This window comes from Pseudomyxococcus flavus (assembly GCF_050038885.1).
Classification (GTDB): domain Bacteria; phylum Myxococcota; class Myxococcia; order Myxococcales; family Myxococcaceae; genus Myxococcus; species Myxococcus flavus.
Genome location: NZ_CP143624.1, coordinates 5,154,594 through 5,177,541, shown reverse-complemented (window position 1 = coordinate 5,177,541; position 22,948 = coordinate 5,154,594). Strand labels below are relative to the sequence as shown.

Here is a 22,948-nt window from a genome sequence, read left to right as displayed (position 1 = left end):
CGCCCGAAGCGGGCGGGCACCGCGAGGCCCCAGCCCTGGAGCCCACCGGACCATGGAGGGGTGGGCGCCCTACTCCACTTCGGCGGCCTCTCCGTCCGCACGGCGGAGCGCGTTGACCAGCCGGTGCGCGTGCCGGGTGGTCTCCGGCTCACGAAACTTCGGGCTCACGCGGAGCACCAGCTCCACCGCCGTGGGCAGGTCCATCAGATGGCCCGGGGACACGTACACGGGCTGCACGCCCTTGCGTGTGCGCACCGCCATGCCCACCACCTCGCCTCGGTGCATGATGGGCGAGGTGGAGCCTCGCGCCTCCCCGAGCGGGCCATGCGTCCCGACCAGCAGGGACTTGGCACAGCCAATGGAGGGAATGCCGAACAACAGCCCGCCGTGACACGCAATCCCTATGCGCCGGGGATGCGCCGTGCCCTGGCCATCGAAGATGACCACGTCGGGGCGTACCGTGAGCCGCTCCCAAGCAGCGGCGAGGATGGGCAGCTCGCGGAAGGACAACAGGCCCGGCACGTAGGGGAAGTGCAGCGTCACCGCGGCGCCGGACTGCGCCACCGGCGCGAGCGTCGCCACATCCAGCACGACGAAGCCCCCAAAGCCGGTGTCCTTCCCCTTCTCCGTGGAGATGTCAGCGCCGGCGATGCGCTCGACGCGCAAGCCGGGAGGCGGACGGAGCACGATCTGCTCACGCAGCTGGCGTTGCAGCGCCACCGCCTCCGAGGGCGTCACGTCCCATCGATTCACCTCCGTCTGTAGCTCCATGCGAGCGCACCTCCACGACCAATCTGAAGGGCCTGGCCGGAGGGGCAACCCATCACATCCCACGGATGCCGTCCCACCGTGGACTGGTGAACGCGAGGATGTACCTCGCAGCCCGCGCCCCCCATCCCGGGCTCACGGAGCCTCCCGGAGCCGGTCATCCCACCCGGAGGACCACTGACCGTGATGAAGCGACCGGAGGAAGGCATGGAGGCCCGCTCCTGAGCCCGCGCGTGCTCAGCTTCCGCGCATGCCCGAAGGCATCACCATCCCTCGAATCGGTCGCACGGCTATTGCCCTCGTTGCGCTGAGCACGAATCTCGCCAGCGCGGAGGCCGCGGAGCCCGGCGTGGACCAGCCGCCGCGCTCCTCGCGCTCGGACGCAGCCTGGGAGGTCTCCCCTCACGCCCTGGATGCACTGGCGCGACGAATCCTCGGCAAGGGATGCGAGCCCAAGCTGCTCGGCGACGCGAAGCGCAGCTTCAGCGAGTCCCAGCTCCTCTGCGACGGTCACCTGTCCTTCATTCTCGTCCAGGCCGCGCTAGATGGTCACCCGCTGCCAGACACGAAACAACGGCTCCATGCACTCCTGGAGGATGCCCTCGGACGTGCGCGGGCGCCCTTCATGCGAGGAGGAACAACCCACGTCAACGGCAGGTCCCTGCCACGAAGCGTCCTGTACCGCGGCTACGTGCTGTTGATGCTCGCGGCCCTGGAGCGCGTGGGCATGGCGGACGCGGCATCCACCGCCCTCTTCGACTCCATGGCCGGACAGCTCGTGGAGGCGCTCGAAGCGCAGCTGCTGCTTCCCAGCTTCGGCACCTCCATCTGGCCCTGCGACAGCGCGCCTGCCGCCGCGGCGCTGCTCCTCCATGGGCGACTGCGTGGCAGCGAGGCATCAACCGCCGCGGGAGAACGGCTCATCGCCCGGCTGGTGGAGCTCGCCGCGCGCCCCACGGGCTTTCCCACCCGCGTCGATGCCAAGGGCCGCCTCGTGGAGCCCACGCAGCGAGCGACCACGCTCGCCTGGACCGGAGCCTTCCTCGCCATGGCCTCACACCCGGCCGCGAGCACGTTCACCAACACCCTGGTGAAGGACTACTGCGACCGGCCCGCGGGGGAGCTCCTGCCCCTCGCCGCCTGCCGGGAATGGCCTCGCGGCGTTCAAGGCCGTGAGGACTCGGCCGGCGGTCCGCTCGTCTTCGGCGGATACTCCGTTGGCGCGAGCGCACTCGCCATTGCCGCCACGCGGTTGTCCGCCCCCCACCGCACGTGGCACGCCCACCTCCTGAACGCCGCTCGGGAAATGGGCCTGGGAGACATCCTGTCGCAGCCCGGGAATCGTCCACTGGAAGCCAGTCTTTACTGGTGGGGCGCCACCATCCGTCCCTGGTAGTGCGATGGCCAGACATCGCGCCTCGTAGCGCGATGGCGTGTTCAATCACGGACCGCTGTCTCATCCCTCCGGCCTTATTCAAGGAAAAGCCGATTTTGAAGTACACCCGTTTTACCCATCACAATCAATTCCTCTGGGTAAAACATGAATCGACACACACTGAAGATGTTCGTCTCCGTGAGCATGATGTTGCTGATGGGGGCATGCGCGTCGCAGCAAGTCCCCTGCAAGGACCGCACGGTCAGCAGGCCCACCATCGGGCAGAAACGGACCGGCAAGTTCATCAAGGTGCGCAAGAAGATTCCGGGCGAATACATTGTCGTCCTGAAGTCACCAGCGCAAAGCCTGGCCCAGGTCGAAGTCCAGCAAGCCACGCAGAGCCTCACCACGGCATATGGCGGCACCGCATTCGCGATGTATGAGAATGCGTTGCGCGGTTTCGCAAGCCGGATGACCGAAGAGCAGGCGCGCGCCATGGCCAATGACCCCGCGGTGGACTACGTGCAGGAGAACGGCGTGGTCACCATCGCGGAGAGCCAGCAGCGCCCCACCTGGGGCATCGACCGGATGGACCAGCGCAAGCTCCCGCTGGACCGGCTCTACACCTTCACCGCCACTGGCCAGGGCGTGCACATCTACATCCTGGACACGGGTGTCCGCTTCTCGCACCGGGAGTTCGGTGGCCGTGCCTCCGTCGGCTATGACGCCATTGGCGACAGCATGCGGGGCAACGACTGCAACGGCCACGGCACGCACGTCGCGGGTACGGCGGCGGGCTCCAGCTATGGCCTTGCCCGCAACGCCATTGTCCACTCCGTTCGCGTGCTGGGTTGCGACGGCTCGGGCTCCACCTCCGGCGTCATCGCGGGCGTCGACTGGGTGACGAAGAACCACGTGGCCCCCGCCGTCGCCAACATGAGCCTGGGCAGCGACGTGGACCCAGCGCTCGACGACGCGGTCCGCCGCTCCATCGCCGCGGGTGTCACCTACGTCGTCGCCGCGGGCAACGAGGACAACGACGCGTGCAAGCACTCCCCGGCCCGCACGCCGGAGGCCATCACCGTGGGCGCCACCGACAGCAGGGACAAGCGCGCCACCTTCTCCAACTGGGGTGATTGCGTGGACGTCTTCGCGCCCGGGAACAAGATCAAGTCGTCCTGGCACTACGGTGACAAGGAGACCCGAGAGCTGAGCGGCACGTCCATGGCCGCCCCGCATGTGACGGGCCTGGCTGCGTTGTTCCTCGAGGTGAACCCCTCGGCGACGCCCGAGGCGGTGGCCAGCGCGGTGTTCGCCAACGCCACGCCCAACGCGGTGTCCAATCCGGGGTGGTGCTCGCCGAGCCTGATGGCCTATTCGGGGTTCATCACCGCGATTCCGGGCCTGCCCGTCGTGCAGCTCAAGGACTTCCTGCCCAAGCCCGCCGTCGTCAGCAGCAACGAGCCGCGGTAGCACTCGCCAGCGTCTCGGAGCCCGTGCCGGTCGACTTCCCGGTCTTGCTCCGCGCTCGAGCGTCGTCAGGCCGCCATCCTTGCTCCGTCCCGGCGTGAAGCTCCGCCGGGCGCCCCCTCGCGCGCCGGCCGGACGCGCGAGGAGGCGCATACAACCATGGCGACGCTCAACATCACCTACGACGGAATGTCCGCGGACGTAACGGTGGAGCTGGACGGGCTCGTGCTCGACGCAGACATCCGCCGCATCGCCACGGAGCTGGTCCGCTCCGGTGGCGTTCCAGGCCTGCACCTGAGCCAGCTCCGGGATGACGCATTCGCCCACTTCGTCGTGGACCGCTTCCGCGGCGCCCGGGGCGAGGAGCGCATCTACCTGCGCCCCAAGGTCCCCTTCGGCGCCCACTGAGGAGGCACCATGCGCATCCTCTTCTGCGGCGTGGGCGCCATCGGGTCCACCGCGGCGATGCTCTGCCGCAACCTGGAGGCCACCCTCGTCTTCGTCGACTTCGACCGGGTCGAGTCCAAGAACCTGCTCTCCCAGGCCTATGTGAAGCCCTCCGTCGGGAAGAACAAGGCAGAGGCCCTCAAGCTCCAGTTCCTCAACCTCCACGGCGTGAAGACAGAGGCCTACGGCGTGCGGCTCACCCGGGACAACGCGGAGGCCCTCTGCGAAGGCGCCGACCTGCTGGTGGACTGCATGGACAACCAGCACAGCCGCCAGGTGCTCACCGACCACGCACGCCACCTGGGAAAGCCGATTGTTCACGGTGCCGTGAGCGCGGATGGCACCTTCGGCCTGGTGCGCTGGGACGAGCGCTTCATCCCGGACGCAGAGGATGCACCGGGGCAGGCCACCTGCGAAGGGGGCGCCCACCTTCCCCTGCTGGGCCTGCTCGCCGCCACCCTGGCCCGCGCCATTCAGGACTTCGTGAAGCACGGCACCCGCCGTGATTCGATTGTGAACCTGAGCTCGGTCCAGTCCTGATGCACCGGCCGCTCGGTTCCATGACGGGCTGTCAGGATTGTTTTTCCGCCGCGTCATTTCCCCCAAGAAAGGAGCGTGATGCCATGACGATGAACTCGCTGAAGTTCCAGAAGAGCGGCCAGTATCCGAGCAACCCCTGGTTCAACATCGACGCGGCCCCGGCCCTTTCCGGCGGTCTCCGCGCGAATTCGAAGAGTCCGCCCGACTCCCGCTGACGCACGCGTCCCAGACACGGACGCGCCACGCTTCACGGAGGCCGGGCTCCCACCAGGGGACCCGGCCTTTTGTCTTTCCGGGCTCCCTCCCTTCCGGGGACGTAGAGCGTTACGGAAGACGCGTCTGCCTGTAGAGCAGGAGCCCGTCAGGGCCCGCTGGGTTCGACTCCCAGCGTCCCCAATCGCAGCCAACTTCATTCCCTGGGTGTAGCTCAGCCTGGCCAGAGCGCACGGTTCGGATCCGTGAGGCCGCAGGTTCAAATCCTGCCACCCAGACATCACTCCTCCGTAGCTCATGGGTAGAGCTCCCGCCTCTGAAGCGGGTGGCGAGGGTTCGAATCCCTCCGGAGGTTTCTCATTCCCCGGTAGCTCAACTGAAACATGCCGGTCTGGCGTAGGCGGTCCGCGCGCCTGTTTGAAGCACAGGAGGCCCCGGTTCGACTCCGGGGGCCGGCACTCTGGCAGCACATCGTTGGCAGTTCGTCATAGGCCGCGCTTTGGGAGCAGCATGGACTCCAAATCCGCGCACGCAGGGTTCGATTCCCTGGCGGCCTGTTCGCGTCGCACATGGGTCCGTAGCTCAATGGGAGAGCACTCGGCTTGCACCCGAGGGATCCGGGTTCGAATCCCGGCGGTTCCACTTCACCCCGCCGGGGTAGCCCAATCGGTAGAGGCACCAGGTCGAGAGCCTGGACGTTGCGGGTTCGACTCCCGCCTCCGGCACAACCCCAAGAGGCTCCATGTCATGGAGACGCTGGTCCTGAGTCAGTCGTTCGAACCCGTCGCGCGTGTCCCCTGGCAACGCGCCGTCATGCTCATCTTCCAAGGCAAGGTCGAGGTCGTCGAGGAGTACGAGGACCGTGTCGTGCGCTCGGTGACGGTGGAGATTCGCATGCCCTCCGTCATCCGCTTCATCCGCGGTCTGCGCCGGCGACCCAAGGGCGTGAAGTTCAGCCGGGAGAACGTCTACCTCCGCGACAACTGCCGCTGCCAGTACTGCGGCCTCAAGGTGAAGCGCCCGGAGGCCACGTATGACCATGTCCTGCCGCGCGCACAGGGCGGCAAGACGACCTGGGAGAACATCGTCATCGCGTGTGTGCCCTGCAATCAGAAGAAGGGCAACCGCACGCCGGAGCAGGCGCGCATGACGTTGCGCACCGCGCCCGTGAAGCCCCGGAAGCTTCCCGAAGCGATGCAGCTGACGTTCATGTTCGAGAAGGGCATGCCCATGTCCTGGGCGAAGTTCCTCAGGGACGTCGCCTACTGGCACGTGGAGTTGGAGGAGTAGGGCCCAAGGGGAAAGGGGAGCCACCCGAGGTGGCTCCCGCCTCCTGAGTGTTCCGCCCGGGTGGCGGCGCATTCGGAGGTCCGGGAGTCCGCCAGAGGCGGCTCCCACCCCGGACGGCTCCCCGCGCGCCAGCAGGCGGGATGTTGCTGCTGGCGTTTTTCTGGAAGCTGAACTGGCGATGGCGCCAGGCCCCGCTGCTACCGGGTGCGAGCCGGTCCTCCGGCCTGAGGTTCGAGTCCTCCGGCTTCCGCTGTGCACACCCCGTCGGGCCGCGGGACTGTGCGTGACGTGACGTGGCGCGACACCGGCACGCAGCATGGCGCCGCCACCAGCCCTCCCTACGCTCTCGCGACCGGGGCAGCCCGGCCAGGCGAAGGGACGCACACATGAAGCATGCGCGGGTGGGACGTTGGGTGACGGCGGGCTGGGCCCTCCTCGGTGCCTCGGGTGGCATGGGCATCGGATGCAGCTCCGATGACCCGGCCGCGGAGAAGCCTCCCAAGGGAGAGCTGGCCCAGGTTCCCGTGGGCGCCGTGGAACAGGAGCGCATCGACATCGGGCTGAGAATCTCCCCCGTCCCCTTGAAGCTGGAGGGCCTGGACCGGAACCTCGTGGGGCTGGGGAGCTACATCGTCAATGCCCAGGGCGGCTGCAACGACTGCCACACGCAGCCGGGCTACGCTCCGGGTGGCGACCCGTTCCAGGGACAGCCCGAAAAAATCAACACCGAGCACTTCCTCGCGGGAGGAAGGCCCTTCGGTCCTGGAATCGTCTCCTCCAACATCACTCCGGACGCACAGGGCCTCCCGGGCGGGATGACCTACGAGCATTTCCTGGCGGTGATGCGGACGGGCCGTGAAGAGGACGGCAGCATCATCCCGGTGATGCCCTGGCCCATCTACGCCAAGATGCGCGACCAGGACCTGCGCGCCGTCTACGAATACCTCCGAGCCATTCCTCCGGCCCAGCCGGGAATGGCCCCACCGCCAGCCCCCTGAGCGAAGCGCTCGTAGCCGCTCCTCCCCTCGTGGCATGCATTTGACCGGGATTGTGCGCTCACCTCGGCGGTTCGGCGGGGTTAGAGTGCGCTCCGGCGAGGGGGCCGCTGAAGAGACATGGCGACGAGGAAAAGCGAGGACCAGGAGCGGCTCATCGACCGCGACCTCACCGCGCTGGCGCGGGAGGACAAGCTACCGGCCGCACACGGCGTGGATGCCGCGGTGACGGAGGTGCTTGGCCTGCTGACGCGTGGTGGCAAGCATCCGCTGCTGGCGGGTGAGCCCGGTGTGGGCAAAAGCGCCCTGGTGCAGGAGGTGGCGCGGCGCATCGCCGGAGGCCGTGTGGACGCCGAGCTGGCGAACGCCCGGCTGGTGGAGGTGTCCGTCGCCAACATCCTGGCGCGCAGCACCCAGCGTCAGGCCGCGGAGAGCTTCGAGGAGCTGCTGGCCTACCTGGCCCGCCACCCCCGCCCCATCGTCTACATCCGGGACCTGCCCGCCGCGCTCGGCGGGCCCCTGGCGCCCGTCGCCGTGCGCGGACTGCGCACCGGCGGCCTGCGCTTCATCTTCGAGACAGAACCCAAGCGCGTGCAGGAGTTGCTCCGCTCCGACGAGGCGCTCGCCGAGCGGCTTCACCTGCTGCCCCTGCACGAGCCGCCCGCGGAGAAGGCGCGGTGGGTGCTGGGCCGCGTCGCGGAGGAGATGGAGCGCGAGCTGCGCCTGCCCATCGACCCGGCGGCATGTGACCTGGCGCTACGGCTGTCGTCCAAGTTCCTGCTCGCGCAGCGCATGCCTCGCAAGGCCATCGAGCTGCTCAAGGAGACGGCGGCCGAGGCGGCGAGCGCTGCCAAGGACCACGTGGGCCCCGAGGACGTGCTCAGCCGCTTCTGCGCGGCCACACGCTTGCCTCGCTTCGTCGTGGACGACGCGATGCCCCTGGACCTGGACGAGACGGAGCGCTTCTTCGGCGAGCGCCTCCTGGGCCAGACGGACGCGGTGGGCGCGGTGCTGCGCTCGGTGGCGCTGCTCAAAGCGGGCCTGAACGACCCGCGACGGCCCCTGGGCGTGTTCCTCTTCGCGGGCCCCACGGGCGTGGGCAAGACGCAGCTGGCCAAGCTGCTGGCGGAGTACCTCTTCGGCTCGGCGGACAGGCTGGTGCGCCTCAACATGGCGGACTACCCCAACGACGGGGATGAGAGCGTCCCGTTTGGCGCGGCCTGGGCCCCGGCCCTGGAGACGCGCCGGGGCGAGCTGAGCGCGCTGCTGGACGGCAAGGTGTTCACCGTGCTGCTGCTCGATGAATTCGAGAAGGCGGCGCGCAGCGTGCACGACCGCTTCCTCCAGCTCTTCGACGAAGGCACCTTCGTCAACGGCGCCGGAGAGACGGTGTCGTGCAACAACACGCTCATCGTCGCCACGTCCAACGTGGGCGCCGAGGTGTACCGCGAGTCCGGCATGGGCTTCACGGGCACACGGCGCGCGGAGGAGATGGTGCCCGAGGTGGACCGGCGCATCAGCGAGGCGTTCCGCCCGGAGTTCCTCAATCGCTTCGACGCCATCTGCCACTTCCGCCCGCTGTCCAAGGTGGACATCCGCAAGATTGCCCAGCGCGAGGTCGGCCGCGTCCTGCAGCGCGAGGGCATCCGCGCGCGCGCCCTGGACGTGGAGGTGACACCCGCCGTGGTGGACCTGCTGGTGGAGCGCGGCTACTCGCCGCAGTTCGGCGCGCGCTACCTGCAGCGTGAAATCGAGAAGACGCTCACCGCAGCGCTCGCGGTGGAGATTGCCCGCAAGCCCCTGCCGCCGGGCACCCCCGTCCGCGTCGAGGCCCGGGCGGGTGGCCGCGTCACCGCCGTGGCCGAGCCCGCGGCGCCGCCGCCGTCCCCCACCGCGCAGCTCCTGCTGCCGTCGGCCCGCGCGGCACCGGTGAAGCGGCGGCTCGACAGGAAGTCCCTCCTGTTCGAGATGGACCGGCTGGTGGGCAAGGCGCGGGCCCTGGCGGAATCGGCGGGCCGGCCCGAGCTGGAGAACCGGCGCGCGGCGCTGCTGGCGGAGACGCAGGCGCCCAACCTCTGGGACGACCCCACGCGCGCGGCCGAAGTCATCCGGGCCTTCCGCACCGTAGAGGCGCAAATCAACGAACTGGAGCGACTGGAAGCCGCCTGCCTCTTCGGACGCCGGCTGGTGCGCGAGGCGAAGAACGAGGTGCAGCTCGCCTCCGCCGCGCGGCAGGTGGAGGACGTGGCGCGCGAGGTGCAGATGGCCGAGGCCCTCCACGCCTCGGGCGCCACCACCCAGGACACCGAGGCGCTGGTGGACATCTGCGCCAGTGACTCGGCCGAGGCCCAGGACACCTGGGTGCAGGAGCTGGCCACCATGTACCTGGGCTGGGCACAGCGGCGAGGCTACGAGGCCGTCGCGGTCGCCGAGGCCGAGGAGCCCGCGCGCGTCGTCGTGCGCATCGCCGGTCCCGGTGCATATGGCTTCCTCGCGGGCGAGGCGGGCCTGCACCGGCGCCTGGAAGACGAGAAGCGCCAGCGCGCCTACGTACGCGTGCACCGCGGCGGCTCGATGTCCCAGGAGGAGCTGGAGCTGCTCGAGGTCCAGGGCCGCCCGATGAAGAGCCATGAGGGCGCCTATCTGCAGCGCGTGCGCACCGAGGTGACGGTGAAGGACGAGTCCTCCGGACGCGTGCTCACCCTGGCCGGCGCGGCCGAGGTCGAGGAGCTCAAGGACATCGCCGCGCGCGTCGTCTCCGGCCAGGAGAGCAGCACGGACGAGGCACGGCGCTACTACCTGGGACGCAGCCCCCGGGTGGAGGACCCGCGCACCGGCGCGGGCACCCCGCGCGTGAAGGACGTGCTGCGCGGCGAACTGGACGTCTTCATCGCCGCGTGGATTTCACGGCCACCATCGGAGTCATCGACGGCTGGCAACTGAGGGCGCGGCTTCAGCGCGACATGTCCACGACCCGGAGCGTCGGCAGGACTTCCGAGTCGGAGACCATGGACTGCTCCAGCCGCCGGGCGCTCTCCGGGAAGGGGCCTCGCGCCAGCTCCTGCCCGGAAGGGCCCAGCACCCGGGCGACGACCCGGTCGAACCCCTTCTTCAGCCCCAGCGCCTTGTGCGGCTCGCCCTTGGAATCCGCCACCATGTAGAGCGACGACTCCAGCTCGGGCGGCGGCGTCTCTCCATGCTGGCGGAAGACGTTGCGCATGTGCTCGATGGACTCGCGGTGGCTCTTCTTGATTTCCCCACGGGCCATGCCCTTGAAGAGGCCCGGGACGTCCCGCAGGTCCACGTGAATCAGGACGATGGGCTTCTCCGCGCGCAGGTCGTAGATGAACGAATAGGCATGCTGGCGCAGCTCCTCCCGCGAGCTCTTGTTGGCGTACAGCACCAACGTGGGCCGGCCCTTTCCAACGGGGACTTCTCGGCCGAATACGTCCTTCAACTCGGCGGCCTGGGCGGGAATCGCTCCCAGCAAGCTCAACAGACATGCGAGCGCGGCGACTTTCTTCATGAAGCGGGTTCCTTTTCCAAGGGCCTACAGTGGCTCGAACGAACACGGGGGCCCCGTATTCGAATCCCTGTCCCTGCCCCGGTGTCAGCCCTGCCCTCCCCCTGCTGGTCGCTGAACCACGCCCGCTGGGCGGGCCCGGCCGGTTGCCCGTCGTCCTGCGCGTCTGCTATCGGAATTCCCAGACCGCTCGGGAGCTGCCTCGATGCGGCGGGGGACGTCCATGTCCATATCGCACAGGGTTTGTCGAAGCATTGTCACGCTGCTGCTCATGACACTGGCGTTGCCCGCGTCCGCGGCGAAGCCCTTCACCGAGGGGCTGGTCACCATCACCCTGGATGACGGCTGGGCTACCCAGTTCTCACTGGCGCGCCCCGAGCTCAACGCGAGGAACATCCCAGCCACCTACGGGCTCGTCACCCTGGCCATCGCCGAGGGCTGGGGCGGATACATGACGCTGGCGCAGGCCCAGACACTCGTCGCTGAAGGCAATGACATTGCCAGCCATACGCTGACCCACCCGGACCTGACGACACTCTCTCCGACGCAGCTCGTCGCCGAGCTCCAGGGCTCCCGCGCCTGGCTGGAGAGCGCCCTGGGACTGCCCGCCGTCCCGAACCTCGTGGTGCCCTACGGCCTCCAGAACGCCCCGGTCCTCGATGTCATCCGCCAGTACTACGCCAGCAGCCGCACGGTGAACGCAGGCCGCAACTTCCGCGACACCGTCATCTACGAGCTGCGCGCCAATGATGTGGCCCGCTCCGTTCCCGTCAGCACCGTGCAAGGCTGGGTGGACCAGGCCATCGCGGAGAAGAGCTGGCTCATCCTCGTGTTCCATGAGTTCACGAACGGGACGCCGACCCGCGACACCGAGTACGTCACGTCCGACTTCGAGGCCATCCTCGACCATGTGCAGACAAGCGGCGTGCGCACCGTCACATTGTCCGAGGGACTGGCCCTGACGGAGCGGCGCACCCATCCCGACCTGACGGCTGGGTTCTTCGTCTATACCGACGGGTTGCAGAACGGCTTCGCCAACTGGAGCTGGGCGGACCACTCGCTTGATGAGACGAACGTGGTGCACGCGGGCACGTCCGCCATCCGCTTCGAGCCAGACACCTGGAACGGGTTGATGTTCCACCACCCCGGGCTGGACCTGTCGCAGTATGAGTCCATCCGCCTCTGGGTTCACGGCGGCACCGTCGGTGGGCAGGCCGTACGGCTGGTCCTCCACGATGGCGCCCAAGTGCTGGGCTCCATCCGCCTGGATACCGCGCTCGGCGGCGCCATTGCCCCGGGGACGTGGCAGCAGGTGACCATTCCTCTCGCCAACATGGGCGCGAGCACCGGCACACTGCAAGACATCTACTTCCAGGACGACTCCGGTACGGACCAGCCGGTGATGTATCTGGATGACGTGGTGCTCTTGCCGAACTGAGCACGGCGCGTCCGCCTCGGGGCGCGCCGGACTCCGTGCCGCAGGCGCCCGTCACCGCGAGACCGACGCTTCAACGGGCGACAGGCGGCCGATGAGGTGGGGCTGCCCGTCCTCCGCCATCACCCGGTAGGCCACGCCGCCACCGGGCTGCGGCGCGGTCTGGAAGATGACCCGCGAAGGCAGGAGGAGCGGACGGCGGAACTCCGATGAAAGGGTGAGCGCGGGGGCCTCCGCGGCCTCCCCCATCTCCGCCACGCAACGGCCCACCGTCCACATTCCGTGAACGATGGCACGAGGGAAGCCAAAGGGCCGCGCCGTAAAGCCATACAGGTGGATGGGATTGTAGTCCCCCGAGGCCCGGGCATAGCGGCGGCCGGCGTTCTCCGGAACGGACCAGCTCGCGGGGCGGCTGCGCTCGAAGAGCTGCGCCTCATCGGTGGAAGGCGGGCGCCCCGCATCCCGAGGCCGCTCCCCCATGCCAGGGAGCCGGCGGAGCATCGTGGTGACGGCGCTCCACACCAGCGTCCCCTCCTCCTCTACCTCGGTGTGCAGGTCCAGCTCGCGCCCTTGCCGCGCTTCACGCTGGCCCTCGACCCAGACGTGAACGGAGAGGCGGGCCCCCTCGAACAAGCGCCGACGCTGATGAATGTGATTGCGCACATGCACCATGCCCAACAGCTTGTAGGGAAAGGCCGGGTGGTTGAGCAGGGTCAGGTGCAGCGGCATTGCCAGCACCTGCGGAAAGGTCAGCGGCAGCGCACCGTCTTCCGGAAACCCACACACCTCCCGGTAGCGCGCGAGCTGTCTGGGGCCGGGGGTGAAGCCTCGCACGCGAACGTCCACCCGGGGGACCTCCCCCGGGCGCGACGGCCTGCGTGCCACGGCGGCGCGCAGCAACTCCCTGGCGAGCAGAGGGGGCTTGGACAGCTCGAGCGAGGGCGCAGTGTGGGACACGTTGGAGCTCCGGAATGACGCAGTCAGCCGAGCCCCATGGCAGCACGCGAGAGCCTTGTCGGGAAGTAGAGAGTCCAGGAAGGGATGGGCCCGGGGACAAACGCCCCCCTTTTTCGGGGACACGGAGCGTGGGAGAACATTCCCTCCGTGTCCTGCTTCGACGAAATCACCGCGCGCGCGCTCGCCGCTGGACAGCTTCGTGCATCGGAATCCAGTCCCTTGCGCCGACACGCGGAGGGATGTCGCAAATGCGCCCGGCTGCTGGCTCGGGTGACGCCCCCCGGTGCCGCGGCGCTGCGCTCCGCTCAGGGACACTCCATCGCGACGGACAGGGCCCAGCCCGCGATGGGCAGCGAAGATGACAATGCGCTCCCCACCGAGCCCATCCGCGTGGGAAATCGGCCAGCCGTCGTTCGTCGGTCGGCGCATGCCACGGAGCCGGAAATGCCTTCCGCGGCCGCCCACACGGTGCCGCCCGCGCCGGGCGCCCCAGCCGCGACGCCCGAGCCCTCTTCAAGCTCCGTCTCCCCTCCACCTCCAGAGTCTCCTCGGGACGTCGGCGGACGCCCCCTGCCTCCTCACGCCGAGGCGGGCCCGAGCGGGGGCGGCAGGGACTTTGCCGTGCTCCCCGCCTCTGCTCCCAGCGCTGGCGCCAGGGACATGGCCATGGTCCCAACACCCGGGGCCGGCGCTGGCAACAGGGACATGGCCATGGTCCCAACGGCCGGGGCCAGCGCTGGCAACAGGGACATGGCCATGGTCCCAACGCCCGGGGCCAGCGCTGGTGGCAGGGACATGGCCATGGTCCCATCTCCCGGGGCCGGCGCTGGCGGCAAGGACTTCGCCGCGCTCCCCGCCTCTGCTCCCAACACGGGCGGCAAGGACTTCGCCGCGCTCCCCTCGGCCGGGGCTGGTGCCAAGGCCTTCGCCGGCGCGCAGGTGCTCTCTCCCAGCGCGAGCGCGAAGCTGATGCCCGCCGCGCATGCCGGGGCTTCCGTCGCGGAAGGGCGCGGCTCACGCGTCACCCTGTCCATGCCCTTGGCGGCCTCGCCCGTGAAGGCGCCTGTCGCAAGCCCGGGGAGGTCCGCTCGCTCCAGCGTGAAGAAGGACGCCGAGGACACGGAGCCCCGGGACACTTCGCAGGTCCGGGTGGGCCGGTATCACATCCTCGACGCCCTGGGCGCGGGCGGCATGGGCGCCGTCTACAGCGCTTACGACCCGGAGCTGCACCGGCGCGTCGCCATCAAGCTGCTGCACCCGGATGCCAGCCCGGCGGCGCGCTCGGACGGTTCGTCGCGGCTGCTCCGGGAAGCCCAGGCCATGGCGCGGCTGTCCCACCCGAACGTCGTCTCCGTCTACGACGCGGGCACCTTCGCGGGGCGCGTCTTCATCGCCATGGAGCGGGTGGATGGCCTGTCCCTGCGCCACTGGCTCCGCGCCGAGCACCGCACCTGGCGCGAGGTGCTGGAGATCTTCCGCCAGGCGGGCCGGGGGCTCGCCGCCGCGCACGCGGCCGGGCTGGTCCACCGGGACTTCAAGCCCGCCAATGTGCTGGTCAGCAAGGACGGGCGCGCGCAGGTGACCGACTTCGGCCTGGCCCGCACCACCGCGGACCAGGAAGCGGCCGAGGCGGGCCGGGGCACCGCGCCCGCGCTGTCGCGCCTCGTGCAGGACGACCTGCTGCAGACCGCGCTCACCGAGGCGGGGCTCGTCATGGGCACGCCCGCGTACATGCCGCCCGAGCAGCACGAGGACGGGCGCATCGACGCGCGCGGAGACCAGTTCAGCTTCTGCGCGTCCCTCTACGAAGCCCTCTACGGACAGCTGCCTTTCAATGGCAAGCGTCCCGACGAATACCTGGAAGAAGCCCGCGCGGGCCGCGTGCGCCCACCGCCTCGAGGCAGCCGCGTGCCCGCATGGGTGCTGCGCGCCGTCACCCGCGGCCTGTCTCCGTCGCCCGACGCGCGCTTCCCCTCCATGGGCGTGCTGCTGGATGCGCTGGGCCTGGACCCGTCCGCGGCGTGGCGCCGCCGTGGCGCGGTGGCCGCCGCATCACTGCTGCTCAACAGCGTCGTCGCCGTCACCTGGCTGCTGGTGTTCTCGCAGCGAGACGGCCCGTGTCCGGACCCCGAGGCCCGTCTCGACGGCATCTGGGACGCGGCGCGCCGGACGGAAATCCAGCAGGCCTTCGCCGCCACGGGCAAGCCCCACGCCTCCGCCGCCTACGAGCGCGTGGCGGCGACCCTGGACGGCTTCTCGAACGAGTGGACCCGCATGCACCGCGAGGCCTGCGAGGCCACCCACGTCCAGGGCCTTCAATCCGACCATGTGCTCGCGCTGCGCATGGCGTGTCTGGACCGCCGCCACTCCGCCCTGGTGGCCCTCACGGGCGTGCTCGCGCAGACGGACGCGGAGGCGCTCGACGCCGCGCCCGACGCAGCCCAGCGCCTGCCTCCCGTCTCCGCGTGCGCGGACGTGGACGCCCTCTGGCGAGGCCTGTCGGAGCCCGCTGGACAGCGGCAGCAGGTGGAAGCCCTGCGTGCCCGGGTGGACCGTGCCACGGCGCTGGTGGACGCCGGTCGCTATCCCCAGGCCCAGGAAGAGGCCAAGGCGGTGCTCGCCGAGGCGCGCGAGCTCGGCTATGGGCCGGTGCTCGCCGAGGCGCTGGAGCTGGAAGGCCGGCTCGGCCTCGTCGCGGGGGACGATGCTCGCGCCGCCGCCGCCCTGCGCGAGTCCCTCTTCACCGCGCAGGCCCACCGCCATGACCAGCTCGCGGCCCGTGCCGCCGCGCGACTGGTGACGACCGTTGCCTCCGACCCCACGCTGGAGGCGTGGAGCGTGGAGCAGGCGCGCTCGTCCATCATCCGCGCGGGAGGCGCCTCGGAGCTGGAGGCCCTGCTCCAGACGAGCCTGGGCCGCAACGCCTTCCTCAAGGGCCAGTACGCCCAGGCGGCGGAGGCCTTCGGGCGCTCCGCGGCGCTGCGAGAGCAGGAGCTGGGTGCCGAACACCTGCTCACCCTGGAGTCCCTCCGCAATCAAGCCGCCGCGCTGTCACGCACCCCCGAGACGGAGCGCGCCATGGCGCTGCTGCGCCGCGTGCTGGAGACCACCGAGCGCGTGCTCGGCCCGGACCACCCACAGACGGCCATGGCCGCCAACGCCATGGGCTATCACCTGGTCATCGTCCGGCGCTTCGAGGAGGCCATCCCCTACCTCCAGCGCGCCATCCAGCTCGAGGAGCAGTCGCTGGGCCCGGACAGCGCCACACTGAGCTATCCACTCAACAACCTCGCCGAGGCGCTGGAGGCGCTGGACCGGCCCGCCGAAGCCCGGCCGCTGCGCGAGCGTGCGCTGGCGGTGGACCTGAAGGCCTATGGCCCCGAGCACCCGGAGACCGCCACCGACCTGGCGCTGCTCGGCGCGTTGGCCCTGCGCGAGGGCAAGCCGCGCGACGCGGTGGACTTCGCGCGCCGGAGCATCGCGGCCTACGAGGCCTTCCAGAAGAACCACCCGGACGTGGCGGCCCCCCTCACCACGCTCGGCCAGGCCCTGCACGCACTGGGGAAGACCCACGAGGCCCGCGCCACACTGGAGCGCGCGCTCGCGCTGCGCACCACGCACCCCGGGCCCGCCGAAGACCTCGCGAGCACGCGCTTCGCCCTCGCCCGCACCCTGGTGAAGCAGGACGGGCCCAGGGCTCGCGGCCTGGCCACCCAGGCCCTGCACTTCTACACGTCCGAGGAAGCCAACTACGCCGCCGAGGCCAGCGACGTCCGCGGCTGGCTCGAGGGCCTCCGGCGCCGGAGGCACTGAGCGCCCGGCGTGTCCACCGCCTACATCTCCGGAAATCACGCCTCCGCGCGCACATTTTCGCAAGGCCGCTCGATAATCCCCGGGAGTGGTTCGCCGCGGGCTCGCCCGCCTCTGCCGGAGATTGTCATGCGCCTCCTGTCCGCCAGCCTTCGGTCCGCCAGCCCTGCCCCGCCGCGTCAAGGCCCCACCGCGCCAGGACGGGACACGCCGCGAACGCCCGCCCCGCCGGCCCGCGACGGCGACCGCCGCCCCTGCGTGGACAGCACCTTCCAGACGGAGTCCGGACGCGGCGTTCCCATCCGCGTGTGACCGAGGGCTCCAGTCAGGCGGGCGGGCTTCACTTTCCGACGCAGCCGGCAGAGTGAGTCCTTAGACTTCACCCGATGCTTCAAGTCATACCCCTGGGCGGCCTGGGCGAAATCGGCCTCAACTCCATGGTCGTCGCCTGCCGTGGGGAGATGCTGCTCATCGACGCCGGGCTGATGTTCCCCGCCTCGGGGATGCCCGGCGTGGACATCATCATTCCGGACTTCAGCCACCTGAAGCAGAACGCCGCGCAGCTCCAGGGCGTGCTGCTGACGCACGGCCATGAAGACCACGTGGGCGCGCTGCCCTACCTGCTCAACGAGGTCCCCGTCCCCGTCTACGGCACGCGCTTCACGCTGGCCATGGCGCGCCACCGGCTGGAGGAGCTGGGCATCGAGGCGGACCTGCGCGAAATCGAGCCGCGCGAGCCCTTCGCCGTGGGCACGGCCTTTCGCGTGGAGGCCAGCCGCGTCACGCACACGGTGCCGGACGCGGTGGGCTACATCCTGCGCACGCCCGAGGGCACCCTCATCCACACCGGGGACTTCAAGCTGGACCCGGACCCCATCGACGGGTTGCGCACGGACCTGGAGCGCTGGGGCGAGGCCGGCGAGGAAGGCGTGCTGTGCCTCCTCTCCGACTCCACCAACTCCGAAGTGACGGAGGAGACGGGCAGCGAGCGCGTGGTGGAGCAGACCTTCGAGCGCCTCTTCCAGGGCGCCACCGGGCGCATCGTCGTCGCCCTCTTCTCCTCCAACCTGCACCGCGTGCGGCACCTGCTCTCGCTGGCCGAGCGGCTGGGCCGCAAGGTGGCCCTCCAGGGCCGGAGCATGACGCGCAACGTGGAGATGGCGCGAGAGATGGGCTACCTCGACGTGCCCGACTCGCTCTTCGTCCACCTGGACACGGTGCCGGTGCTGCCCGCGCAGCGCGTGCTGGTGCTGACCACCGGCGCCCAGGGCGAGCCCCGCGCCGGGCTGTCTCAGCTCGCCTCGGGCGAAGGGCCGGTGCGCCTGAATCCCGGGGACCTGGTGGTGCTCAGCTCGCGCCCCATCCCCGGCAACGAGCGCTCCGTGGGCGCGCTCATCGACGCCCTCCAGTGGCGCGGCGCGCGCGTGGCCTACGCCCAGGTGGAGCCGGGCATCCACGTCTCCGGCCACGCCAGCCAGCCCCAGCAGCGGCGCGTGCTGGACCTGGTGCGTCCGGCCCACTTCATCCCCGTGCACGGCGAGGGCCGCCACCTGCACAAGCACCTGCTCACCGCGCGCGAGGCCGGCCTGGAGCCCGCCCAGTGCCTGCTCGCGCAGGACGGCGACGTGGTGACCTTCGAGGAGGGCCGGGGCCGCTTCACCGGCAGCGTGCCTTCGGGCCGCGTCTTCAAGGACCGCTTCGGCAGCGGGCTGGTGACGAACGACACGCTCCAGGAGCGCGTCCGGCTGTCGGAGACGGGCGTGGTGGCCGCGGTGGTGGTGCTCCAGCGGGACTCCCAGAAGGTGGTGGCGGGGCCCCAGCTGTCCGGCCAGGGCCTGTCCCTGGACGAGCAGGTGCTGCTCTCCCGGGTGGCCCAGGACGCGCGAGTGCTCTTCGAGGAACTGTCCCCCACCCTGCGGGGCGATGACGCCCTGGTGAGAGAGGAACTCACCCGGGCCGTGCGCCGGGCCTTCAAGGCGTACACCGCCAAGCGCCCCCTGGTGGTGCCCTTGGTCGTCCGGGTGTAGGTATGGTAAGGGCCGCTGCCCATGCCATCCTTCGACGTCGTCTCGAAAATCGACCTCGCTGAGCTCGACAACGCGGTCAACCAGACCAAGAAGGAGATCAGCACCCGCTACGACTTCCAGGGCGCCCACGCCGACGTGGTGCTGGCTCCGGACCATACCGCCATCACCGTGAAGGCCAACAGCGAGGACCGCGTCCAGGCCGCCAAGGAAGTCCTCCTGGCGAAGCTGGCCAAGCGGAACATCAGCCTGTTCGCGCTGGAGTATGGCGACATCGAGAAGACGGGCCTTCACAACGTGAAGCAGTCCATCAAGCTCCAGCAGGGCATCCCCGTGGAGAAGTCCAAGGAGCTGGTGAAGCTGCTGAAGGAGTCGAAGCTGAAGGTCCAGGGCTCCATCCAGGCCGACCAGCTTCGCGTCACGGGCAAGAACCGGGATGACCTCCAGGCGGCCATCGCCCTGTTCCGCAAGGAGCAGGACCGGCTGAAGCTGGACATGCAGTTCACCAACTTCCGCGATTGAAGAGGCCCATGCGCGCTGCCGCCCTGTCCTTCTGCCTCCTGCTCTGCGCCCCGGGCGTGGCGTCCGCCCAGGCGGACCGTCCTTCCAAGCCGGTTCCCTCCCTCTCCAGGCCCCCGCGCATCCAGGGTGGGCTCAAGGCCTTCGGCTCGTCGCTGGTGCTCAAGCCCGCCGTCCCCGAAGGCGCCACCGCGGCCTTCTCCGCCAAGGTGGGCGCCCGCAAGGACACGCTCTACGTGGGCGTGGAGGCCACCGACGACCAGCTCCAGGCCGGTGACCTGCTCACGCTGTCCCTCTACTTCCCAGGCACCGGCCCCACCGCCACCGGCTACACGTGGCGCTTCGCGTTCGACGGCAAGCGCGCCTCGGGCGCGGACAGCGGCACGCCGCAGTTCGCCCAGGACCTGGTGACGGCGGCGGTGCAGCGGCAGGGCAACCGGCTGCTGCTCATGGCCTCGGTGCCGGTGCGCGCCTTCCCCCGCTTCCCCTCGGTGGACCCGATGGTGTTCGACCTGTGCCTCACCTACGAGGACCAGGACAGCGCCGACAGCAAGGCGGCCTCCATCTCCAACTGCCAGAGCGGCAACATGACGGGGGAGGCGCTGCGGCTGCCGGACGAGCCGCGCAAGGGCCTCAAGCTGAAGCCGCCGGAGAGCGTGACCTCGCTCGAGCCCCGCCAGGACGGCTGGCTGGGCTGGGACTACATGAGCTATCCGGCGTGGGCCCAGGGAGACGACGAGCTGACGCCTGTCTCGCTGCGCAGCCTGGTGGCCCCCGAGGCCATCATCCCGTCGAGCGCCGACCTGAACGTGCCGGACACGCTCAGCCTGCCGGACGGCGGGCGCATCGTGACGGTGGTGACCGGGAAGAATCCCTATGCCGTCGCCGGTCAATGTGACGCCGGCGTCGAGCTGCGGCTGGGCTTCTACCTGCTCACCGGGAAGACGGCGCTGCGGGTGCTCGAGTGGCCGGCCGCCACCTGCGCGCTGGGACGCACGTCGTCGGTGGAACTGGATGAAGAGGGCGTGCTGTCCATCCGTTACTCGAACGGCACGTCCATGAACTTCGCCTGGAGTGGGACCCACTTCTCGCGAACCGAACTCGGAAAGCGGTAGACGCAGTGGAAACCACCAAGAGCCTGTACATGATGACCCTCGGCTGCCCGAAGAACCGGGTGGACTCCGAGGTGATGCTGGGCACGTTGCGCCACCGCGGCTACACCCTGGTCCAGGAGCCGGCGGACGCCCAGGTCATCGTCGTCAACACGTGCGCCTTCATCGGCCCCGCCAAGCAGGAGTCGGTGGACTCCATCCTGGAGATGGCCGAGCTGAAGAAGTCCGGCGCCTGCCAGACGCTGGTGGTGACGGGCTGCCTGTCCCAGCGCTACGGCGAGGAGCTGGCCAAGGAGATGCCGGAGGTCGACCACTTCCTGGGCACCAGCGCCTACGCCCAGATTGGTGACCTGCTGGCCGCCGAGGCCTCGCCGCGTCAGGTGATTCCGGACCCGGACTACATCCATGACGCCAACACGCCGCGCATCAACTCGATGCCGAAGTACACGGCGTACCTCAAGATTTCCGAGGGCTGCGACAACGCCTGCGCCTTCTGCATCATCCCCACCCTGCGCGGCGGGCAGCGCTCGCGGACCATCGACGACATCGTCGCCGAGGCGAAGCAGCTGGCGGACAGCGGCGTGCAGGAGCTGAACCTCGTCGCGCAGGACCTGACGGCCTACGGCCATGACCTGCCGGGCAAGCCGAAGCTGCATGACTTGCTCAAGGCGCTGGTGCAGGTGGACGTGAAGTGGATCCGCCTCCACTACGCCTACCCGCGCATCTTCCCGGACGAGCTCATCGACGTGATGGCCTCGGAGCCGAAGATTGCCCGCTACCTGGACATGCCCGTGCAGCACGTCAGCGACAAGCTGCTGCTGTCCATGAAGCGCGGCCGCAACTCGGAGTTCCTCAAGGGCCTGCTGGCCAAGCTGCGCGAGCGCGTGCCCGGTCTGGTGATGCGCACCTCGCTCATCGTCGGCCTGCCGGGGGAGACGGAAGAGGACTTCGAGATGCTGAAGGAGTTCGTGAAGACGCAGCGCTTCGAGCGCCTGGGCGTCTTCCAGTACTCCGACGAAGAGGGCACCGCGGCCTACAACCTGCCGGACAAGGTGCCGCAGAAAATCATCGAGCGCCGCTGGCGCGAAATCATGGCCATCCAGAAGCGCATCAACCGCGAGCAGAACAAGAAGCTCGTGGGCAAGCGGCTGGAGGTGCTGGTGGAGGGCCCCGCGCCGGAGACGGAGCACCTGCTGGTGGGCCGTCACCAGGGCCAGGCGCCGGACATCGACGGCATGGTCTACATCAACGACGGCCTGGCGTACCCGGGCGAAATCGTCACCGTGGAGGTGACGGAGGCCCACGACTACGACCTGGTCGCCCGCGTGGTGGAGCGCCCGGACCCGAAGCAGCGCGAGCACACCGCGCGCGACGCGCACCCGGCCCCGCTGCCGTTGTCGGCGATGCAGCGCCCGGCGCCCCGCGCGGAGTAGGCGCGAAGGCCCCGGACGCCGCGGGAGCCCTCAGCGCGAGGGCTCCTCCAGCACCAGGGTGCGCCCCGGGCTGACGGCGCGCAGGCGCTCTCGCAGCTTCTCCCGCTCCGGCTTCGCCGACTTGGGCGTCGCCGCCAGCTTCTCGTGCAGCTCGCGCGCGGTGGCGTCGTACCAGACCTCGCGCACCGGGCCGCCTTCGGCCACGTACCGCGCGACGCCCGCGAGCAGGCGGCAGCAGTCCTCCCAGCCCGGGTCCTGCTGAGGGCCACCCTGCTCCCGGGTGAAGGCGATGGCGTCGTCCAGCGTCCGCGAGTCCTGCAGGTACACGTTGACGAGCGCCCGGGCCGCGCGATTCGCCGCGTCCCGCATGCTGAGCCACAGGTACCAGGCCTTCCCTTCGGGCGCGGGGGACTCCACCGCGTAGATTTCGGTGATGGGCGTGGGCGTGCCATCCGGTCCCTGGCCCACGAGCCCGGCTTCGGGTGACACCAGCAGCACGAAGGAATCCATGGGCAGCTTCAACGACTCCGCCACGAGGCTCCCGGGCGTCTCGCTCACCAGGCGCCGCGCGAGGTCCGCGGCCACCTCGTAGCGGTGGCGGCCCCGCTCCTCGTGCACCACCAGGTGCCAGTCGCGCAGCACGGCCTGGAGGTTGGTGTGAGCCCACTGCTGGCGGAACTCGAAGGTGTCCACGCCCTTGCGGCGGCAGATGTCGTCCAGCATGAAGCGGAGCGCGTCCAGCATCTCCGGGTCCTTCAGCATGTCGACGTAGCGCGTGTAGCCCACCCGCTCCGCCACCCGCTCGATGATGGCCAGCAGGCCGAAGCGGATGGCGCCACTCGCGTCCTGCACCGACAGCCGGCCCCGCTCCACTTCCTTCGTGAGGGCGTCGTACATCCGCGTGACGCCCTCCTTCTCCAGATAGCGGCGGGCCAGCTCGATGGAGCGGCGCTGTTCGGTGTATTGATGGTCGAACTCGGTGGGAGACGGTCGCATGTGCGGCTGAGGAGAACGCAGCACCCCGGCCCCTGTCCAGG

General features: G+C 69.8%; 18 protein-coding genes and 6 tRNA genes. 20 read left to right on the top strand and 4 right to left on the bottom strand.

All coding sequences use genetic code 11. The features are described from left to right. Positions 1–69: 69 nt before the first annotated feature. The gene (nfi, locus tag VZL07_RS21675) at positions 70–771 is read right to left on the bottom strand and encodes a deoxyribonuclease V (protein WP_426749507.1); all 702 of its coding nucleotides are present in this window, start codon (positions 769–771) and stop codon (positions 70–72) included. Positions 772–1,018: 247 nt separating this feature from the next. Here nfi and VZL07_RS21670 point away from each other — a divergent pair, with 247 nt between their 5' ends. From VZL07_RS21670 to VZL07_RS21605, 14 genes are all read left to right on the top strand, one after another. Further along, positions 1,019–2,164 (top strand): hypothetical protein, encoded by a 1,146-nt coding sequence (locus VZL07_RS21670; RefSeq protein ID WP_426749506.1) that lies wholly within the window; start codon positions 1,019–1,021, stop codon positions 2,162–2,164. A 144-nt stretch (positions 2,165–2,308) separates the two neighbouring features. Next, on the top strand, positions 2,309–3,616 hold the full coding sequence (locus VZL07_RS21665; protein ID WP_426749505.1) for a S8 family peptidase: 1,308 nt from the start codon (positions 2,309–2,311) through the stop codon (positions 3,614–3,616). 156 nt (positions 3,617–3,772) lie between these two features. Beyond that, positions 3,773–4,021, top strand: coding sequence for a hypothetical protein (locus VZL07_RS21660; protein WP_426749504.1), 249 nt, complete (start codon positions 3,773–3,775; stop codon positions 4,019–4,021). 9 nt (positions 4,022–4,030) lie between these two features. Then, positions 4,031–4,600 carry a HesA/MoeB/ThiF family protein gene (locus VZL07_RS21655; RefSeq protein WP_426749503.1) on the top strand — a complete coding sequence of 190 codons (570 nt, stop codon included), beginning with the start codon at positions 4,031–4,033 and terminating at the stop codon, positions 4,598–4,600. A gap of 83 nt (positions 4,601–4,683) precedes the next feature. Beyond that, complete coding sequence (locus VZL07_RS21650; RefSeq protein ID WP_426749502.1) at positions 4,684–4,815, top strand: hypothetical protein; 132 nt, start codon at positions 4,684–4,686, stop codon at positions 4,813–4,815. A gap of 95 nt (positions 4,816–4,910) precedes the next feature. Beyond that, positions 4,911–4,996, top strand: a tRNA-Tyr gene (locus VZL07_RS21645). 20 nt (positions 4,997–5,016) lie between these two features. Then, positions 5,017–5,091, top strand: a tRNA-Pro gene (locus VZL07_RS21640). 7 nt (positions 5,092–5,098) lie between these two features. Beyond that, positions 5,099–5,168 (top strand) — tRNA-Gln (locus VZL07_RS21635). A gap of 30 nt (positions 5,169–5,198) precedes the next feature. Next, positions 5,199–5,271, top strand: a tRNA-Phe gene (locus VZL07_RS21630). Positions 5,272–5,384: 113 nt separating this feature from the next. Beyond that, positions 5,385–5,455, top strand: a tRNA-Ala gene (locus VZL07_RS21625). A 9-nt stretch (positions 5,456–5,464) separates the two neighbouring features. After that, positions 5,465–5,538: transfer RNA gene (locus tag VZL07_RS21620), tRNA-Leu, on the top strand. A gap of 22 nt (positions 5,539–5,560) precedes the next feature. Next, positions 5,561–6,103, top strand: coding sequence for an HNH endonuclease (locus VZL07_RS21615; RefSeq protein ID WP_426749501.1), 543 nt, complete (start codon positions 5,561–5,563; stop codon positions 6,101–6,103). Positions 6,104–6,489: 386 nt separating this feature from the next. Then, on the top strand, positions 6,490–7,101 hold the full coding sequence (locus VZL07_RS21610) for a cytochrome C (protein WP_426749500.1): 612 nt from the start codon (positions 6,490–6,492) through the stop codon (positions 7,099–7,101). 117 nt (positions 7,102–7,218) lie between these two features. Beyond that, positions 7,219–10,041, top strand: a complete 2,823-nt coding sequence (locus VZL07_RS21605) for an AAA family ATPase (protein WP_426749499.1) — start codon at positions 7,219–7,221, stop codon at positions 10,039–10,041. 10 nt (positions 10,042–10,051) lie between these two features. Here VZL07_RS21605 and VZL07_RS21600 read toward each other — a convergent pair whose 3' ends face one another. After that, positions 10,052–10,624: a hypothetical protein gene (locus VZL07_RS21600; RefSeq protein ID WP_426749498.1), complete on the bottom strand. Its 573-nt coding sequence runs from the start codon at positions 10,622–10,624 to the stop codon at positions 10,052–10,054. Positions 10,625–10,892: 268 nt separating this feature from the next. On the opposite strand from VZL07_RS21600, the gene VZL07_RS21595 reads away from it, so the two are divergent. Then, complete coding sequence (locus VZL07_RS21595; RefSeq protein WP_426749497.1) at positions 10,893–12,059, top strand: polysaccharide deacetylase family protein; 1,167 nt, start codon at positions 10,893–10,895, stop codon at positions 12,057–12,059. Between the two features lie 51 nt (positions 12,060–12,110). Here the strand turns inward: VZL07_RS21595 and VZL07_RS21590 are convergent, their stop codons facing one another. After that, positions 12,111–13,013, bottom strand: a complete 903-nt coding sequence (locus VZL07_RS21590; protein WP_426749496.1) for a MaoC/PaaZ C-terminal domain-containing protein — start codon at positions 13,011–13,013, stop codon at positions 12,111–12,113. Between the two features lie 795 nt (positions 13,014–13,808). On the opposite strand from VZL07_RS21590, the gene VZL07_RS21585 reads away from it, so the two are divergent. The 5 genes from VZL07_RS21585 to rimO all read left to right on the top strand — a co-directional run bounded on the left by VZL07_RS21585 (position 13,809) and on the right by rimO (position 21,911). Continuing rightward, the gene (locus VZL07_RS21585) at positions 13,809–16,826 is read left to right on the top strand and encodes a tetratricopeptide repeat protein (RefSeq protein ID WP_426749495.1); all 3,018 of its coding nucleotides are present in this window, start codon (positions 13,809–13,811) and stop codon (positions 16,824–16,826) included. Between the two features lie 383 nt (positions 16,827–17,209). Further along, a complete protein-coding gene (locus VZL07_RS21580; RefSeq protein WP_426749494.1) occupies positions 17,210–18,850 on the top strand; it encodes a ribonuclease J in 1,641 nt (546 codons plus the stop codon). Between the two features lie 21 nt (positions 18,851–18,871). Continuing rightward, complete coding sequence (locus tag VZL07_RS21575) at positions 18,872–19,369, top strand: YajQ family cyclic di-GMP-binding protein (RefSeq protein WP_426749493.1); 498 nt, start codon at positions 18,872–18,874, stop codon at positions 19,367–19,369. Positions 19,370–19,377: 8 nt separating this feature from the next. Further along, positions 19,378–20,481: a hypothetical protein gene (locus tag VZL07_RS21570; RefSeq protein ID WP_426749492.1), complete on the top strand. Its 1,104-nt coding sequence runs from the start codon at positions 19,378–19,380 to the stop codon at positions 20,479–20,481. Positions 20,482–20,513: 32 nt separating this feature from the next. Then, on the top strand, positions 20,514–21,911 hold the full coding sequence (gene rimO / locus VZL07_RS21565) for a 30S ribosomal protein S12 methylthiotransferase RimO (protein WP_426757344.1): 1,398 nt from the start codon (positions 20,514–20,516) through the stop codon (positions 21,909–21,911). A gap of 30 nt (positions 21,912–21,941) precedes the next feature. Here rimO and VZL07_RS21560 read toward each other — a convergent pair whose 3' ends face one another. Beyond that, positions 21,942–22,907 carry a hypothetical protein gene (locus tag VZL07_RS21560; RefSeq protein ID WP_426749491.1) on the bottom strand — a complete coding sequence of 322 codons (966 nt, stop codon included), beginning with the start codon at positions 22,905–22,907 and terminating at the stop codon, positions 21,942–21,944. Positions 22,908–22,948: the final 41 nt, after the last annotated feature.

Coding starts and splice junctions, on each gene's coding strand:
- nfi (WP_426749507.1), bottom strand. CDS start 771: ATGGAGCTACAGACGGAGGTGAATCGATGGGACGTGACGCCCTCGGAG.
- VZL07_RS21670 (WP_426749506.1), top strand. CDS start 1,019: ATGCCCGAAGGCATCACCATCCCTCGAATCGGTCGCACGGCTATTGCC.
- VZL07_RS21665 (WP_426749505.1), top strand. CDS start 2,309: ATGAATCGACACACACTGAAGATGTTCGTCTCCGTGAGCATGATGTTG.
- VZL07_RS21660 (WP_426749504.1), top strand. CDS start 3,773: ATGGCGACGCTCAACATCACCTACGACGGAATGTCCGCGGACGTAACG.
- VZL07_RS21655 (WP_426749503.1), top strand. CDS start 4,031: ATGCGCATCCTCTTCTGCGGCGTGGGCGCCATCGGGTCCACCGCGGCG.
- VZL07_RS21650 (WP_426749502.1), top strand. CDS start 4,684: ATGACGATGAACTCGCTGAAGTTCCAGAAGAGCGGCCAGTATCCGAGC.
- VZL07_RS21615 (WP_426749501.1), top strand. CDS start 5,561: ATGGAGACGCTGGTCCTGAGTCAGTCGTTCGAACCCGTCGCGCGTGTC.
- VZL07_RS21610 (WP_426749500.1), top strand. CDS start 6,490: ATGAAGCATGCGCGGGTGGGACGTTGGGTGACGGCGGGCTGGGCCCTC.
- VZL07_RS21605 (WP_426749499.1), top strand. CDS start 7,219: ATGGCGACGAGGAAAAGCGAGGACCAGGAGCGGCTCATCGACCGCGAC.
- VZL07_RS21600 (WP_426749498.1), bottom strand. CDS start 10,624: ATGAAGAAAGTCGCCGCGCTCGCATGTCTGTTGAGCTTGCTGGGAGCG.
- VZL07_RS21595 (WP_426749497.1), top strand. CDS start 10,893: ATGACACTGGCGTTGCCCGCGTCCGCGGCGAAGCCCTTCACCGAGGGG.
- VZL07_RS21585 (WP_426749495.1), top strand. CDS start 13,809: ATGGCCATGGTCCCATCTCCCGGGGCCGGCGCTGGCGGCAAGGACTTC.
- VZL07_RS21580 (WP_426749494.1), top strand. CDS start 17,210: ATGCTTCAAGTCATACCCCTGGGCGGCCTGGGCGAAATCGGCCTCAAC.
- VZL07_RS21575 (WP_426749493.1), top strand. CDS start 18,872: ATGCCATCCTTCGACGTCGTCTCGAAAATCGACCTCGCTGAGCTCGAC.
- VZL07_RS21570 (WP_426749492.1), top strand. CDS start 19,378: ATGCGCGCTGCCGCCCTGTCCTTCTGCCTCCTGCTCTGCGCCCCGGGC.
- rimO (WP_426757344.1), top strand. CDS start 20,514: ATGACCCTCGGCTGCCCGAAGAACCGGGTGGACTCCGAGGTGATGCTG.
- VZL07_RS21560 (WP_426749491.1), bottom strand. CDS start 22,907: ATGCGACCGTCTCCCACCGAGTTCGACCATCAATACACCGAACAGCGC.